The sequence below is a fragment of the Pseudomonas sp. HLG18 genome (assembly GCF_051903985.1).
Taxonomy (GTDB): Bacteria; Pseudomonadota; Gammaproteobacteria; order Pseudomonadales; family Pseudomonadaceae; genus Aquipseudomonas; species Aquipseudomonas fluorescens_BT.
Window position 1 is genome coordinate 909,551 of the sequence record NZ_CP195831.1, and the last position, 13,009, is coordinate 922,559.

The 13,009-nt window shown below is 57.1% G+C and carries 13 protein-coding genes; 2 read left to right on the plus strand and 11 right to left on the minus strand.

The window, feature by feature from the left end; genetic code table 11:
• Positions 1-64: 64 nt before the first annotated feature.
• The 8 genes from ccoP (ACSPX5_RS04295) to ccoN (ACSPX5_RS04330) form a co-directional block, all read right to left on the minus strand.
• Positions 65-1,048 carry a cytochrome-c oxidase, cbb3-type subunit III gene (ccoP, locus tag ACSPX5_RS04295; RefSeq protein ID WP_439821000.1) on the minus strand — a complete coding sequence of 328 codons (984 nt, stop codon included), beginning with the start codon at positions 1,046-1,048 and terminating at the stop codon, positions 65-67.
• Positions 1,045-1,230: a CcoQ/FixQ family Cbb3-type cytochrome c oxidase assembly chaperone gene (locus ACSPX5_RS04300; protein WP_003175465.1), complete on the minus strand. Its 186-nt coding sequence runs from the start codon at positions 1,228-1,230 to the stop codon at positions 1,045-1,047. Before ACSPX5_RS04300 ends, ccoP (ACSPX5_RS04295) begins: the two co-directional genes overlap by 4 nt.
• 6 nt (positions 1,231-1,236) lie before the next feature.
• On the minus strand, positions 1,237-1,845 hold the full coding sequence (ccoO, locus tag ACSPX5_RS04305) for a cytochrome-c oxidase, cbb3-type subunit II (RefSeq protein WP_007905434.1): 609 nt from the start codon (positions 1,843-1,845) through the stop codon (positions 1,237-1,239).
• Complete coding sequence (gene ccoN / locus ACSPX5_RS04310; RefSeq protein WP_085690137.1) at positions 1,845-3,287, minus strand: cytochrome-c oxidase, cbb3-type subunit I; 1,443 nt, start codon at positions 3,285-3,287, stop codon at positions 1,845-1,847. The genes ccoO (ACSPX5_RS04305) and ccoN (ACSPX5_RS04310) overlap by 1 nt, the downstream gene beginning before the upstream one ends.
• A 481-nt stretch (positions 3,288-3,768) precedes the next feature.
• On the minus strand, positions 3,769-4,722 hold the full coding sequence (gene ccoP, locus ACSPX5_RS04315; RefSeq protein ID WP_323161665.1) for a cytochrome-c oxidase, cbb3-type subunit III: 954 nt from the start codon (positions 4,720-4,722) through the stop codon (positions 3,769-3,771).
• On the minus strand, positions 4,719-4,916 hold the full coding sequence (locus tag ACSPX5_RS04320; protein WP_085609010.1) for a cbb3-type cytochrome oxidase subunit 3: 198 nt from the start codon (positions 4,914-4,916) through the stop codon (positions 4,719-4,721). The genes ccoP (ACSPX5_RS04315) and ACSPX5_RS04320 overlap by 4 nt, the downstream gene beginning before the upstream one ends.
• A gap of 3 nt (positions 4,917-4,919) precedes the next feature.
• Complete coding sequence (gene ccoO / locus ACSPX5_RS04325; protein ID WP_169429595.1) at positions 4,920-5,528, minus strand: cytochrome-c oxidase, cbb3-type subunit II; 609 nt, start codon at positions 5,526-5,528, stop codon at positions 4,920-4,922.
• A 10-nt stretch (positions 5,529-5,538) separates the two neighbouring features.
• The gene (gene ccoN / locus ACSPX5_RS04330) at positions 5,539-6,963 is read right to left on the minus strand and encodes a cytochrome-c oxidase, cbb3-type subunit I (protein ID WP_011333291.1); all 1,425 of its coding nucleotides are present in this window, start codon (positions 6,961-6,963) and stop codon (positions 5,539-5,541) included.
• Between the two features lie 86 nt (positions 6,964-7,049).
• Between ccoN (ACSPX5_RS04330) and ACSPX5_RS04335 the strand changes: the two genes are divergently transcribed.
• On the plus strand, positions 7,050-7,727 hold the full coding sequence (locus tag ACSPX5_RS04335) for an alpha/beta family hydrolase (protein ID WP_439821001.1): 678 nt from the start codon (positions 7,050-7,052) through the stop codon (positions 7,725-7,727).
• A gap of 393 nt (positions 7,728-8,120) precedes the next feature.
• On the opposite strand, the gene ACSPX5_RS04340 is transcribed toward ACSPX5_RS04335, so the two are convergent.
• Genes ACSPX5_RS04340 through ACSPX5_RS04350 form a run of 3 tightly spaced genes read right to left on the minus strand, consistent with a single transcriptional unit; the run spans position 8,121 to position 11,964 of the window.
• On the minus strand, positions 8,121-9,911 hold the full coding sequence (locus ACSPX5_RS04340) for an ADP-ribosylglycohydrolase family protein (RefSeq protein WP_439821002.1): 1,791 nt from the start codon (positions 9,909-9,911) through the stop codon (positions 8,121-8,123).
• The gene (locus ACSPX5_RS04345; protein ID WP_439821003.1) at positions 9,908-10,546 is read right to left on the minus strand and encodes a DarT ssDNA thymidine ADP-ribosyltransferase family protein; all 639 of its coding nucleotides are present in this window, start codon (positions 10,544-10,546) and stop codon (positions 9,908-9,910) included. The genes ACSPX5_RS04340 and ACSPX5_RS04345 overlap by 4 nt, the downstream gene beginning before the upstream one ends.
• A complete protein-coding gene (locus ACSPX5_RS04350; protein ID WP_439821004.1) occupies positions 10,543-11,964 on the minus strand; it encodes an AAA family ATPase in 1,422 nt (473 codons plus the stop codon). Before ACSPX5_RS04350 ends, ACSPX5_RS04345 begins: the two co-directional genes overlap by 4 nt.
• Before the next feature lie 663 nt (positions 11,965-12,627).
• On the opposite strand from ACSPX5_RS04350, the gene ACSPX5_RS04355 reads away from it, so the two are divergent.
• Positions 12,628-12,993 (plus strand): DUF6124 family protein, encoded by a 366-nt coding sequence (locus ACSPX5_RS04355; RefSeq protein WP_011333295.1) that lies wholly within the window; start codon positions 12,628-12,630, stop codon positions 12,991-12,993.
• Positions 12,994-13,009 lie beyond the last annotated feature (16 nt).

The window sequence follows — 13,009 nt, forward strand, 5'->3', positions numbered from 1 at the left end:
GAGGAAACAAAAAGGCCCCGCCAGTTCTCACTGGCGGGGCCTTTTTTCGCTTCAAGCGTCGGCCTTACTGAGCCTCGGCTTCCGGTGTTTTTTCACCGTGAGACAGGCTGTAAACATAAGCCGCCAGCAGGTGAACCTTGTCGTTGCCTTGCAGTTGTTCCTGAGCAGGCATCTGGCCCTGACGGCCGTAACGGATGGTCTGCTGCAGTTGCGCGAAGCTCGAACCGTAGATGAACGCGGCCGGGTGGGTCAGGTTGGGGGCGCCCATGGCTGGCGTACCTTTACCTTCCGGACCGTGGCAGGCCACGCAGTTGGCAGCGAACAGCTTCTGGCCGTTGGCCGGATCCGCCTTGGTGCCTTCCGGCAGCTTGCGGCCATCCAGATTGGTCAGCACGAACGCGGCCACGTCGGCCACGCCTTGCTCACCGATCACTTCAGCCCAGGCCGGCATCACCGCGTGACGACCGCCCATGATGGTGGTCTTGATGGTTTCCGGCTCGCCGCCCCAGCGCCAGTCGGCGTCGGTCAGGTTCGGGAAACCATAAGCGCCCTTGGCGTCGGAACCGTGGCAGACCGAGCAGTTGGAGGCGAACAGGCGGCCACCCATCTTCAGGGCTTGCGGATCCTTGGCCACTTCTTCGATCGGCATGGCGGCGAACTTGGCGAAGATCGGACCGAACTTGGCGTCCGAGCGCGCCATTTCCTTTTCCCACTCGTGAACGCCGGTCCAGCCGGTCTGGCCGTTGGCGAACGCGGTCTGCTTCTCGGTATCGAGGTAGTTGTAGCCCGGCAGCAGGCCTTTCCAGTTGCCCAGGCCCGGGTACAGCACCAGATAACCCAGCGCAAACACGATGGTGCCCACGAACAGCATGAACCACCATTTCGGCAGCGGGTTGTCGTACTCCTCGATCCCGTCGAAGGAGTGGCCGACCGTCTCGTCGGTCTGCTCGGTGCGCTGGCCCTTGCGGGTCGACAGCAACAGCCAGGTCAGGGAAAAGATCGTACCGAGACTGAGGACTGTGACGTACAGACTCCAGAATGTAGTCATTCTTTGTTACTCCTAGAAGCTTGCTCGACGTGCTTGATGGCTTCGGGATCATCCGCGAAGGGCAGCAAGGTCGCGTCTTCAAACTCCGACTTGCGCTTGGGGCTGAACACCCACAACGCCAGGCCGATGAAGGCAACCATCACGACAACGGTGCCCAGGCCTCGAATCATCCCGATATCCATTAAGAATCACCGTTTGCTTTTGATGATGGTGCCCAGGCCTTGCAGATAGGCCACCAGCGCGTCCATTTCGGTTTTGCCCTTCACGGCATCCTTGGCACCGGCGATGTCTTCGTCGGTGTAAGGGACGCCGAGCGTGCGCAACACTTCCATTTTTTTGGCCGTGTCTTTGCCGTCGAGCTTGTTTTCTACGAGGAACGGGTAGGCCGGCATTTTCGACTCGGGGACGACGTTGCGCGGGTTGTACAAGTGCGCACGCTGCCAGTCATCGGAGTAACGACCGCCGACGCGGGCCAGGTCCGGGCCGGTACGCTTGGAACCCCACAGGAACGGGTGATCCCAGACGCTTTCACCGGCGACCGAGTAGTGGCCGTAGCGTTCGGTTTCGGCACGGAACGGACGGATCATCTGCGAATGGCAGCCGACACAGCCGTTGGCGATGTAAACGTCGCGGCCTTCCAGTTCAAGGGCGGTGCGCGGCTTCATGCCTTCGACCGGCTTGTTGGTGACGTCCTGGAAGAACAGCGGAACGATTTGGGTCAGGCCACCGACGCTGACGGCGATGACCATGAAGAAAGCCAGCAGGCCAATATTCTTCTCGACAGCTTCATGCTTCATCAGTGAGCTCCAACTACGGCGATCTTGGCGGCGGCTTCAGCTTCAGCCGGGTCCGAGGCGCGAACGGTGCGCCACACGTTGTAGGCCATCAACAGCATGCCGCTGGCAAAGAACGCACCGCCCAGGGCGCGAACGATGTAGCCAGGGTGGCTGGCCTGCAGCGCTTCGACGAACGAGTAGGTGAGGGTGCCGTCATCGTTGATTGCACGCCACATCAGGCCTTGGGTGATGCCGTTGACCCACATCGATGCGATGTACAGCACGGTACCGATGGTCGCGAGCCAGAAGTGCGCGTTGATCAGACCGACGCTGTGCATCTGTGCGCGGCCGAACAGTTTCGGGATCATGTGGTAGATCGCGCCGATCGAGATCATCGCGACCCAGCCCAGAGCACCGGCGTGTACGTGGCCGATGGTCCAGTCGGTGTAGTGCGAGAGCGAGTTGACGGTCTTGATCGCCATCATCGGACCTTCGAAGGTCGACATGCCGTAGAACGCCAGCGATACCACGAGGAAACGCAGGATCGGGTCGGTGCGCAGCTTATGCCAGGCGCCCGACAGGGTCATCATGCCGTTGATCATGCCGCCCCAGCTTGGCGCCAGCAGGATGATCGACATCGCCATGCCCAGCGATTGCGCCCAGTCCGGCAGTGCGGTGTAGTGCAGGTGGTGGGGACCTGCCCAGATGTACAGAGTGATCAGCGCCCAGAAGTGCACGATCGACAGACGATAGGAGTAGATCGGACGCTCGGCCTGTTTCGGCACGAAGTAATACATCATCCCCAGGAAGCCGGTGGTCAGGAAGAAGCCCACGGCATTGTGGCCGTACCACCACTGGATCATTGCGTCGGTCGCGCCCGAGTAGGCCGAGTAGGACTTGAACAGGCTGACCGGCAGCGACATGTGGTTGACGATGTGCAGCATCGCGGTCACGACGATGAACGCGCCGTAGAACCAGTTACCGACGTAGATGTGCTTGGTTTTGCGCTTGGTGATGGTGCCGAAGAACACCAGACCGTAGGTGACCCAGACAATGGCCAGCAAAATGGCGAGAGGCCATTCCAGTTCCGCGTATTCCTTGGTGGTGGTGTAACCCAGCGGCAAGGTAATGATCGCGCCGACGATCACCGCTTGCCAGCCCCAGAAGGTGAAGGCCGCGAGGCTGTCGGAAATCAGTCGCGTCTGGCAGGTTCGCTGCACGACATAGTAGGAAGTGGCAAACAGTGCACAACCACCGAAGGCGAAAATCACCAGGTTTGTGTGCAACGGGCGCAGGCGTCCAAAGCTCGTCCACGGCAGACCGAAGTTCAACTCCGGCCAGACCAGTTGCGAGGCAATGAAGACACCGAGCCCCATGCCAAGGATCCCCCAGACCACCGTCATGATGGCGAACTGGCGGACTACCTTATAGTTATAAGCAGTCGGACTGATTGCTGTGCTCATTCTAAGGTTCCACGGTTTGGGTGTTTTATTAGGATTAAAATCGGCCGCAAGTATGTAGAAAGCAGGGGGTCAATGCAACGCGCCATGACCTGGGTCAATGCTTTCCAACGCTGATTCTGCGGCCTTTCCATGCGCCGCGTAAGGACAAAATTGCCCTCGGGCAAAATGTCGCAGCGGACGAAAAAAGCGAGGGGTTCCGGTCGGATGTAACGGGGTGTGTTCGAACGCTCGGTTCGGGTGACGGACGGTAATCGGCACGACAGCCGGTATCTACCGGCCTTTGCGGCCATGTCAGTCAGCCGATTCGTTCAACGCCTCGCTCAGGGTCGACCTGGAACCGGCACGGGCCAGTCCGCATCGAGCAAGCGTAGACCCGAATCCGGGTAACCGAAAGGAGAGGGTGTGAAGGGGTGCGACAATGCGTCGCAAAGAGGCTGGAAACTGCCGCACTGGAAACGTGCGGCAGTGTTGTACTCAATAATTACTGTTTTTTGTCTTCAGTAATCAGTTTTTCTGTATTCAGTCCATGGCTCAAGCTGTACACATAAGCGGCCAGCAATTGCACTTTATCGTTGCCCAGCAACTCGTTCTGAGCCGGCATGTGGCCCTGACGACCATGGCGGATGGTCTGCTCAAGCTGGGTCAGGCTGGTGCCATAGATAAATCCGGCCGGGTGCGTCAGATTCGGCGCACCCATGGCTTCAGTGCCCTGGCCGGTTGCCCCATGACAGGCTACGCACATGGTGCTGAACGTCTGCTGTCCGGCTTGCAGGTCGGCCTTGTTGTCCGCCGGCAGTGGCAGCCCGGCCAGTTCGTGACGAACATAGGCGGCGACGTTCTTCACGCCAACCTCGCCGAGGGATTCGCCCCAGGCCGGCATCGCCGCCATCCGGCCACCCATGATGGTGGTCTTGATGGTTTCGGCGCTGCCGCCCCAACGCCAGTCCTTGTCGGCGAGGTTAGGGAAACCGAACGCGCCCTTGGCGTCCGAGCCGTGGCACACCGAGCAGTTGGAGGCGAACAGGCGGCCGCCCATTTTCAGCGCCTGAGGATCCTTCGCCACTTCTTCCACCGGCATGGCGGCGAATTTGGCGAAGATCGGCCCGAATTTGGCGTCAGCCTTGCTCATTTCCTTTTCCCACTCATGGACGCCGGTCCAGCCGTCCTCGTAGCCGGGCAGGATGCCTTTCCAGTTGCCCAGGCCCGGATAAAGGATCAGATAACCCACGGAAAACACCAGCGTGCCGGCGAACAGCATGAACCACCACTGCGGCAGCGGGTTGTCGTACTCCTCGATGCCGTCGAAGCTGTGGCCCATGGTCTGGTCGACGCTGCCCTTGGTCTCGCCCCGACGGGTGCCGACCAGCAGCCAGGTCAGGCCGATCAGGCTGCCGATGGTCAGTACGCAGATCCACGTACTCCAGAAGGTGGTCATGGCCGGGTACTCCTTGTTTCAGATGCTTGGGTTGGGTCGGGTTGTGGCTCGTCGGCAAACGGCAGCAGGCGCGCTTCGGCGAATTCCGGCGTGCGCTTGCGGTTGAACACCCACAGGGTCAGGCCGACGAAGGCCACGAACACCACGACCGTGCCGAGGCCGCGAATCAGCCCCGCGCTCATTTCAAAGACCATTTCTCACCTCTTGCTCTTGATCGCAGTGCCAAGCACTTGCAGGTAGGAGACGAGGGCGTCCATTTCGGTCTTGCCCTTGAGGCTGGCCACCGCGCCGCTGATGTCGTCGTCGGTGTACGGCACGCCGAGGGTGCGCATGGCCTTGAGCTTGGTTTCGGTGTGGCTGCTGTCGACCGGTTGCGTGACCAGCCATGGGTAGGCCGGCATTTTCGATTCCGGTACGACGTTGCGCGGGTTGTACAAGTGCGCACGGTGCCAGTCATCCGAGTAACGCGCGCCGACCCGGGCCAAGTCCGGACCGGTACGTTTCGAACCCCACAGGAACGGGTGATCCCACACGCTCTCGCCGGCCACCGAGTAGTGCCCGTAGCGTTCGGTTTCGGCGCGGAACGGACGAATCATCTGCGAATGGCAACCGACGCAGCCTTCGCGGATGTAGATGTCGCGGCCTTCCAGTTGCAGCGCGGTGTAGGGCTTCATGCCTTCAACCGGTTTGTTGGTCACGTCCTGGAAGAACAGCGGGACGATCTGGGTCAGGCCGCCGATGCTCACGGCGAACACCATCAGCAGCATCAGCAGGCCGACGTTCTTTTCAATCGTTTCGTGTTTCATGGCGGACTCCTCAGGCCATCTGCGCGGCAGCAACGACATCAGCAGGCTGCGAGGCCCGCACGGTGCGCCAGGTGTTGTAAGCCATCAGGAACATGCCGCTGAGGAAGATCGCCCCGCCAATCAGCCGCACGACGAAGCCTGGGTGGCTGGCCACCAGGGTTTCGACGAAGGAGTAGGTCAGCGTGCCGTCCTCGTTGACTGCGCGCCACATCAGGCCCTGGGCGATGCCGTTGACCCACATCGAGGCGATGTAGAGCACGGTGCCGATGGTCGCGAGCCAGAAGTGCGCGTTGATCAGGCCGATGCTGTGCATCTGCTCTTTGCCGAAGACTTTCGGGATCATGTGGTACAGCGCGCCGATGGAAATCATCGCCACCCAGCCGAGCGCGCCGGCGTGTACGTGGCCGATGGTCCAGTCGGTGTAGTGGGAGAGGGCGTTCACCGTCTTGATCGCCATCATCGGACCTTCGAAGGTCGACATGCCGTAGAACGCCAGCGACACCACCAGGAAGCGCAGGATCGGGTCGCTGCGCAACTTATGCCAGGCGCCCGAGAGGGTCATCATGCCGTTGATCATGCCGCCCCAGCTCGGTGCCAGCAGAACCAGCGACATCACCATGCCCAGCGACTGCGCCCAGTCCGGCAGCGCGGTGTAGTGCAAGTGGTGGGGGCCGGCCCAGATGTACAGGGTGATCAGCGCCCAGAAGTGCACGATCGACAGGCGATACGAATACACCGGACGTTCGGCCTGTTTCGGCACGAAGTAGTACATCATCCCGAGGAAACCGGCGGTGAGGAAAAAGCCTACGGCGTTGTGGCCGTACCACCATTGCACCATTGCGTCGGTTGCACCGGCGTACACCGAGTAGGACTTGGTGAAACTCACCGGCAACTCAAGGTTGTTGACGATGTGCAGGATCGCCACGGTGATGATGAACGCGCCGAAGAACCAGTTGCCCACATAAATGTGCTTGGTCTTGCGCTGCATGATGGTGCCGAAGAACACGATGGCGTAGGCGACCCAGACGATGGTGATCAGGATGTCGATCGGCCATTCCAGTTCGGCGTATTCCTTGGAGCTGGTGTAACCCAGTGGCAGGCTGATGGCCGCCAGCAGGATCACCAGTTGCCAGCCCCAGAAGCAGAACGCGGCGATTTTCGGTGCAAACAATTGCGTCTGGCAGGTGCGCTGCACCGAGTAGAACGAACTGGCGAACAAGGCACAGCCGCCGAACGCGAAGATCACCGCGTTGGTGTGCAGCGGGCGCAGGCGTCCGAAGCTGGTCCACGGCAGGTTGAAGTTGAGTTCGGGCCAGACCAATTGAGCCGCGAGAAAAACCCCGAGCCCCATGCCGACGATGCCCCACACCACCGTCATAATGGCGAATTGGCGGACCACCTTGTAGTTGTAGGCGGTACTGATAGAAGTGTTCATGGTTCCCCATCCACGGTTCAGCCGAAGTGAGCGCCAACAGCGCGTCCTTCGCCTGGAGTTATAGGCAGACTAAAAGCGAGGCAAGCATGGACAAACAGCACAAGGCCAGTATTGACGGGGATCAATGGGCGCAGTGCCTGCGGGATCATGGGTGGCTTTGGGATGCCGCTGTTGGTGAGGCTTCGGCGACGCTGATCCTGGCGCATGGGGCGGGGGCGCCGATGGATAGCGACTGGATGAACGATATGGCTGGGCGCCTTGCTGGGCTTGGTATCAACGTGTTGCGGTTTGAGTTTCCTTATATGGCGCAGCGGCGGGTTGATGGGGTCAAACGACCGCCGAATCCTGCGGGGAAATTGCAGGAGTGCTGGCGTGAGGTTTATGGCCTGGTGCGACTTCATGTCGCTGGTCCGCTCGCGATTGGCGGGAAGTCCATGGGGGGGCGGATGGCGAGTTTGCTGGCTGATGAGCTTGGCGCTGATGCGTTGGTTTGTCTGGGGTATCCGTTTTATGCGGTGGGGAAACCGGAGAAGCCGCGGGTCGAACATCTGGCTGGGTTGAAGACTCGGACGTTGATTGTTCAGGGGGAGCGGGATGCTCTGGGGAATCGGGACGCTGTCGAAGGGTATTCCTTATCGCCGAGTATTGAAGTGTTTTGGCTGGCGGCGGGGGATCATGATTTGAAGCCGCTCAAGGTTTCCGGGTTTACGCATGAGCAGCATTTGGCTTCGGCGGCGGAGGAGGTTGTTGAGTTTCTTCGGTGAGGTTTTATTAACGCGACTTAGTTCGTATATCCGTTATTGCGGTGATAACTGCGTTACGGAGTGACATCAGCTCACTTTTGGGACTTTGCAGAGGCAGGCGAAGCCGTATCGCAGAAACTCGTAGGTTCGGGATTGGCGTACTTGAACTTGGATAGTGAAGCGACGGTAGAGTCAGCCGCAAAGCTTCTTAGCCACTGACTCAGTCGACGAGAATTGATTGAAAAAAACCGGTTGCTCAAACCCACTATCACTTTTTTCAGCGTTACGAACCAATACGTCGAATGATCCAATGGTTGCTGGTCCACTCGCAGGTACACATCAAGAAACGCGGTAAGAGCTGTGTCTATATTGGCAACACGCCCTTCAGGATTTCAGAAAGGGCGTGAGGTCCAGTTAATGTGGTTTGCGATGTTTCAGTCTAGCACTCCGAGCTTTGATGACGATTGACGTGTAGGCGATGGATAATGAGATTGCATTTGGCTGTTCAGCCAAGAACAGTAAATGGCGTCCGATGACTTCTGGGTCAAAGCCTTTGATGGCCTCGTTCGTCAACGTGTCCAGGTCGATCATCGAGATGATCGGCTCTTCCTGAGCGGCCCATTCAACTCCTGAAGGCGGTTGTTCTGGCTTGAGCTCCTCATGGCTTGGAGAGGGCGCAGTAGCGAGCGCAGATACTTCATTGCTAAGACTGTGAGTCGACGTTGCAGGTACGGGCTGCTGTATACGCTTAGGCTGCCCCTTGCGATTCAATATTAGTGGATCCTTTTCGGGCTGTTGAAACATGTCCGGGGTATCCATCTGGGCGTGTGCTGGGGGGGCAACATTCTCTGAACTCGAGTCATTGCCCGCGCGGTATCTAACAAGGATCGACTGTCCAAAGTCCAACCTGAACCAGCGCCATGCTGTGTTTTTCTGCATGCCTAGATACGGGTCTCCGAAGGCAACGGCATTGCCTAATCCCTCGACAAAGGTTTGATTCCCATCTCTGCCCAGCATATCTATAGCTGCGCGGGGTGCTTGCCAGTAAAGCGTGTCAGGATAACTGAAGGTTGCAGCTGACTCGCCTTGGCTGACTTCGTACATGCGCGTGGCCTCTTCGGTAATGTAGAAGCTGTCCTGAATTGGTCCAATGAATCGAGCCTCAGGGTTCGCAGCGCCAATTAAAGCCCCCGCCATGGTCGCAATCGTATCGGTATCGCTATCGAGCAGGTTGGCAACCATTTCGATCGTCTCTTGAGATCCGTAACGTTTACCGAGGAAGGCCGCCACGTTGGCGAACAGCGCGCATTTGAGTCCAGACCCGCGCTCCTCCTTGCTCAAACCATTTTCAAGTGCGATCAATTGGGCGTAGATAGCTGTCCCATCTGTGTTATAGGCTTTTTCGATCAAGTCATAAGCGTTTCGCGCAGACTGACGCCACTCGCTAGCGGTATCTGCGATTGCAGAACTCAAACTCCGGCCTGATTTTTCTTCCCATGTCGGGAGCCAAAATGTAGAGAGTTCGTTGTCGTTCGCTACGATATTGGGAATGTTTTCAATATCGTTTGCATAGCTGAGCCACTCCTCGGGCCCAGGAATTCTGCCTGTCTCAAGAGTGTGAGCAAGGCTCAGAGCGTGAACGGCGGCTCCCGCTATCGCTCGCATATGGCCGTGAGTACAAAGTGCATTACGAATCACGTCAGGCAGATATGAATCTTTTTTCTTCAAGTCCGCTGCGGCCCAGATGTGTGGCTGAACTCGCATCGCAGCGCCATTGCCGCCACCATTTTCATAACCGGAAAAGAAGTTGCTGAACCAGCTATTGCTTCTGTTGCATAGCGCTCCCGCAGCGGATTTGCTGCCTCTTCCTGCACCGAGTGCATAGGATTGCCATACCGGAAGTTCGATTTTGGCGAATGCTTCGACGTCGAAGTAGCCTTGCCCTGTAATCGCCCTGCATGTCGATAGGCGCAGTTGCGTGTCGTCGGAGTAAGCGCCAGCAGGTAGTTGTACCTGTGCACCGAAGCGGCCGCCTATTAGGCGTTTCCAACTTTCTGTGCGTGTGACTCGAGAGTGACCAAGGCGCTGTTGCACAGTCTTATCCGACGCGAGTTCGGTGGGAAAGCCCAACGCGTCCCCATAAGCCGACCAGAGGGCTGAAGAGATCGTACGCTTGAGTCGATTTTCTGACATTGAATGGCTCACTTAATCTCATCAAACAGGTCGGGGTTCACGATGACGGGCACTATCCGGTGACCCACCGCGTACATCTGCGCGGCGATCTCATTACTGTCCGAGTCGCAGCGTGCATAAACGCGCTGCAGGAAATCAGTAGAGACCTCACCTGGGTACAAGATTTCTGCTTGAGGACAGGTTGGAAGGCACGGCAGGTGATCGGCAGTTCGTGCAATAACGTTGCCCGTCCAAAGCGTAGTAGTGTCCTTGAACGCATCTTCCAGTCCTTCAAGGCCCTGGGCGCGATGTACGCCGGTGTAGATGTTGTTGGTAGTCGTGAACCAGACCCCATCGTGCTGCATTATCTCAGGTGAAAAATCAAAAATGCACCAGAAAAAATTCTGCTCGCGGTGCCAGTTGCCTGAGTAGCGAAAGAAGCTGGTATTGATGCGGCTGATTGAAAGGTTGGCATAGTCCAACCACGCAACGTCCTTGTTCCTGCGCTGCGCGTTAGGCTGAAAAATATGCTTGAGCTGATCATCAGCGTCGAGGCGCTGGCGGGATTTGAGTCCATTTGACGCAAATATTCCCAGCGCGCCACGGTTTGTGGTGAAGTGGACAATGGACTCGATGCCTCGGTCCTTGGAGAATTTTTCGATGCTCATACCTTTACTTCCGTGTACAGGCCATTATCGATAAAACGCATAATATCGGGAGTATCCGAGGTTTTGAACCCAAGCACCACGCTTTCCTTGGCTCGGCCTATTCCCATGGCAATCAGTCTACGGAGGCGAGCAGACAATTCATATTCATCACTGCCCTGATCCTCATCCGAGTCGTCCTTGGGAGCGGAGATGTCGAGGATGCTACCGTCCAAACCGATCATGATGACGTGATCGAATTCTAGGCCTTTACTTGAATGCACACTGCATAGTGCAATGTTTTCTGGGCCTTGCGGCCAGTTGGGCTCGCCGGTAATTTCGACGTAGCCCAACTTCAGGGATTGAAGTAAAGGCTTGAGATCTCGAAACCAGATCTTCGGGTGAAGAAATGCGACGGATTCTTTTGTCAAGTCGATACGTTTTACGTAGTCCACAGCCCAGCGTAACTGAGCGGGGTAATCACCGGTGACTACAAAGGGTTTGACCCCATTCGACCGTGCGCTGTCAAAATTGGGCATGGTGCCGTTATCATCGAGTGTCAGTCCAGTCAACATTGCACTGGCAAACTGCGCAATTTCCCTTGTGTTTCGATAGTTAGTTTGGAGTCGGCTGCTTTTCTCAGGGCGCAGGTTCACACCGACCTCGCTCCAGGTAAAGTTACGGCTGTATATGCGTTGTGCGCTGTCGAGGACGAAGGTTACAGTGGCATCTTCAGATCTCTGATTCAGTACTGCACGGATTTCGTTTCCCGAGAAATCTTGAGTTTCGTCCACTACGATGACGTCGTATTGGCGGAGCGTCTTGGCCGAAAGCTTGGCAGCGAGATCATTCCAATCTAGCAGCTTTCTTGCCCGCTTCATCTCGTTGTAGGGCCGGATAACTTCGTCCAGCAGCCGTTGGCGAGCAGGGCGTTCCATACGTGGCGTGATTCCGCGACCGTCGCGTCGAGCCGTCAGGTAGTCATCCAGTTTATCTGGTTCGAATCGGCCTAAGACGTAACCGGCTTCATCGACAACAAAGTCGGCATCCATTTTCATCCGGCCGGCCAAACTTTTTAGGTGTCCGGCGGTTCCCGCGATATCAATGATGCCCTGAGCACCGGTCAGGTGTTGAGCCCATTTGTTGAAGGTATAGAAATCGAGTTTCACCAACGGCTCACCTGCAAACTGTCGTTCAGTGAGCTCAGCGATGTAGCCACGCAACGTTCGATTGAATGTCAGTACCAGAATGTTCACTGGGCCTGGGGTTGGGCGCTTTTTTTCACGATTTAAATAAAAGCCTGCTGCCGAGCGAAGTTTGAGCAGGGCTGTCGTGGTCTTTCCGCTGCCGGCGGCGCCTCGAATGACCTCGACCCCCGCGCTGCTGCGGGAGAAAAGCGCCAGTTGCTCTGGGCTCGGTTTTACATTGATCAGCGCTTTCATCCTGCAATCCTTCGCAATAAAAGGCCAAATGCTATCATCGAAAAGGTTTCACTACTGCAGGTGTCGAGCTTACTAAGACCAAAGTCTATGAAAGGTAAAGTACGGACGCGGACAGTGTATGCAAAGGATTAGAGGTAAGGTGTAGGTAAAATTTTGACCTACATCAATCTCCCTCAAAGGGCGGATTAATATTTGCTCGCATCTCAAACTGATCGCTCTCGAGTGCCACGTTGCTCATTAGAGCGATATGCCAGACATCATTATTAAGAACAACAGAGTTTCCAGCATTTTCAGTGAGTAAACGTAATCCGGTAAGCGTGTTTAAAGTACACGAACCGTTACGCCATAAGGGCTACAACAACTTGCGTCGTTGCCTACACGTACGCCAGAATCCGCCGGCTTACGCGGCTATGGGGCGGGCTATATCGTTTCCCTGTCACTGAAAAACAGTGATCGGGTTTGGTAGCCCGTCTGTAATAGCTGTGTGGCAACACCGTATGCAGTCCCTTTCTTGGGGCTCGGTTTTATGGTGGTCATGCGTGGGGCTCATTCGTGGGCGCCGGGTTCCTATTGCAGCCGGTCTACCAACCCGCGTATGGCCGCCACCCATCGTTTGGTAGCGTGGGTGATGGCTCCTTGAAGTCTGCGATAGGAGTTACATCTATGTTCAAAGTCACACCCAACCCACCAGAAACCGATTCAATCCCCTACGACGCCGCACTGGAAGCCGAAAACATAAAAACGGCAACCGAGCGGGCGATCAATCATTACCTCGATCCTGGGGCGCAGAAGACGTCCAAGCCATCGCGCAAGCCCGGCAGGATTTATCTGGTCAATCCAACGGTGGACGACGAAACGCTGCTGGTCGAAGCCTGCGAAACGCTGTCGTCGGCCAGTGATATGGCCCGGGTTATTGGCGACACCGTCGATCCGTCGCAGCGCAAGGCGATGCAGATACTGCAGCAGGTCATCATGCTGAGTGAGCTGCTGGTCAATCGTGTGCTGGATAACCATCACGTCTCGCGGTAGTTGCGGCCTCGGTGAG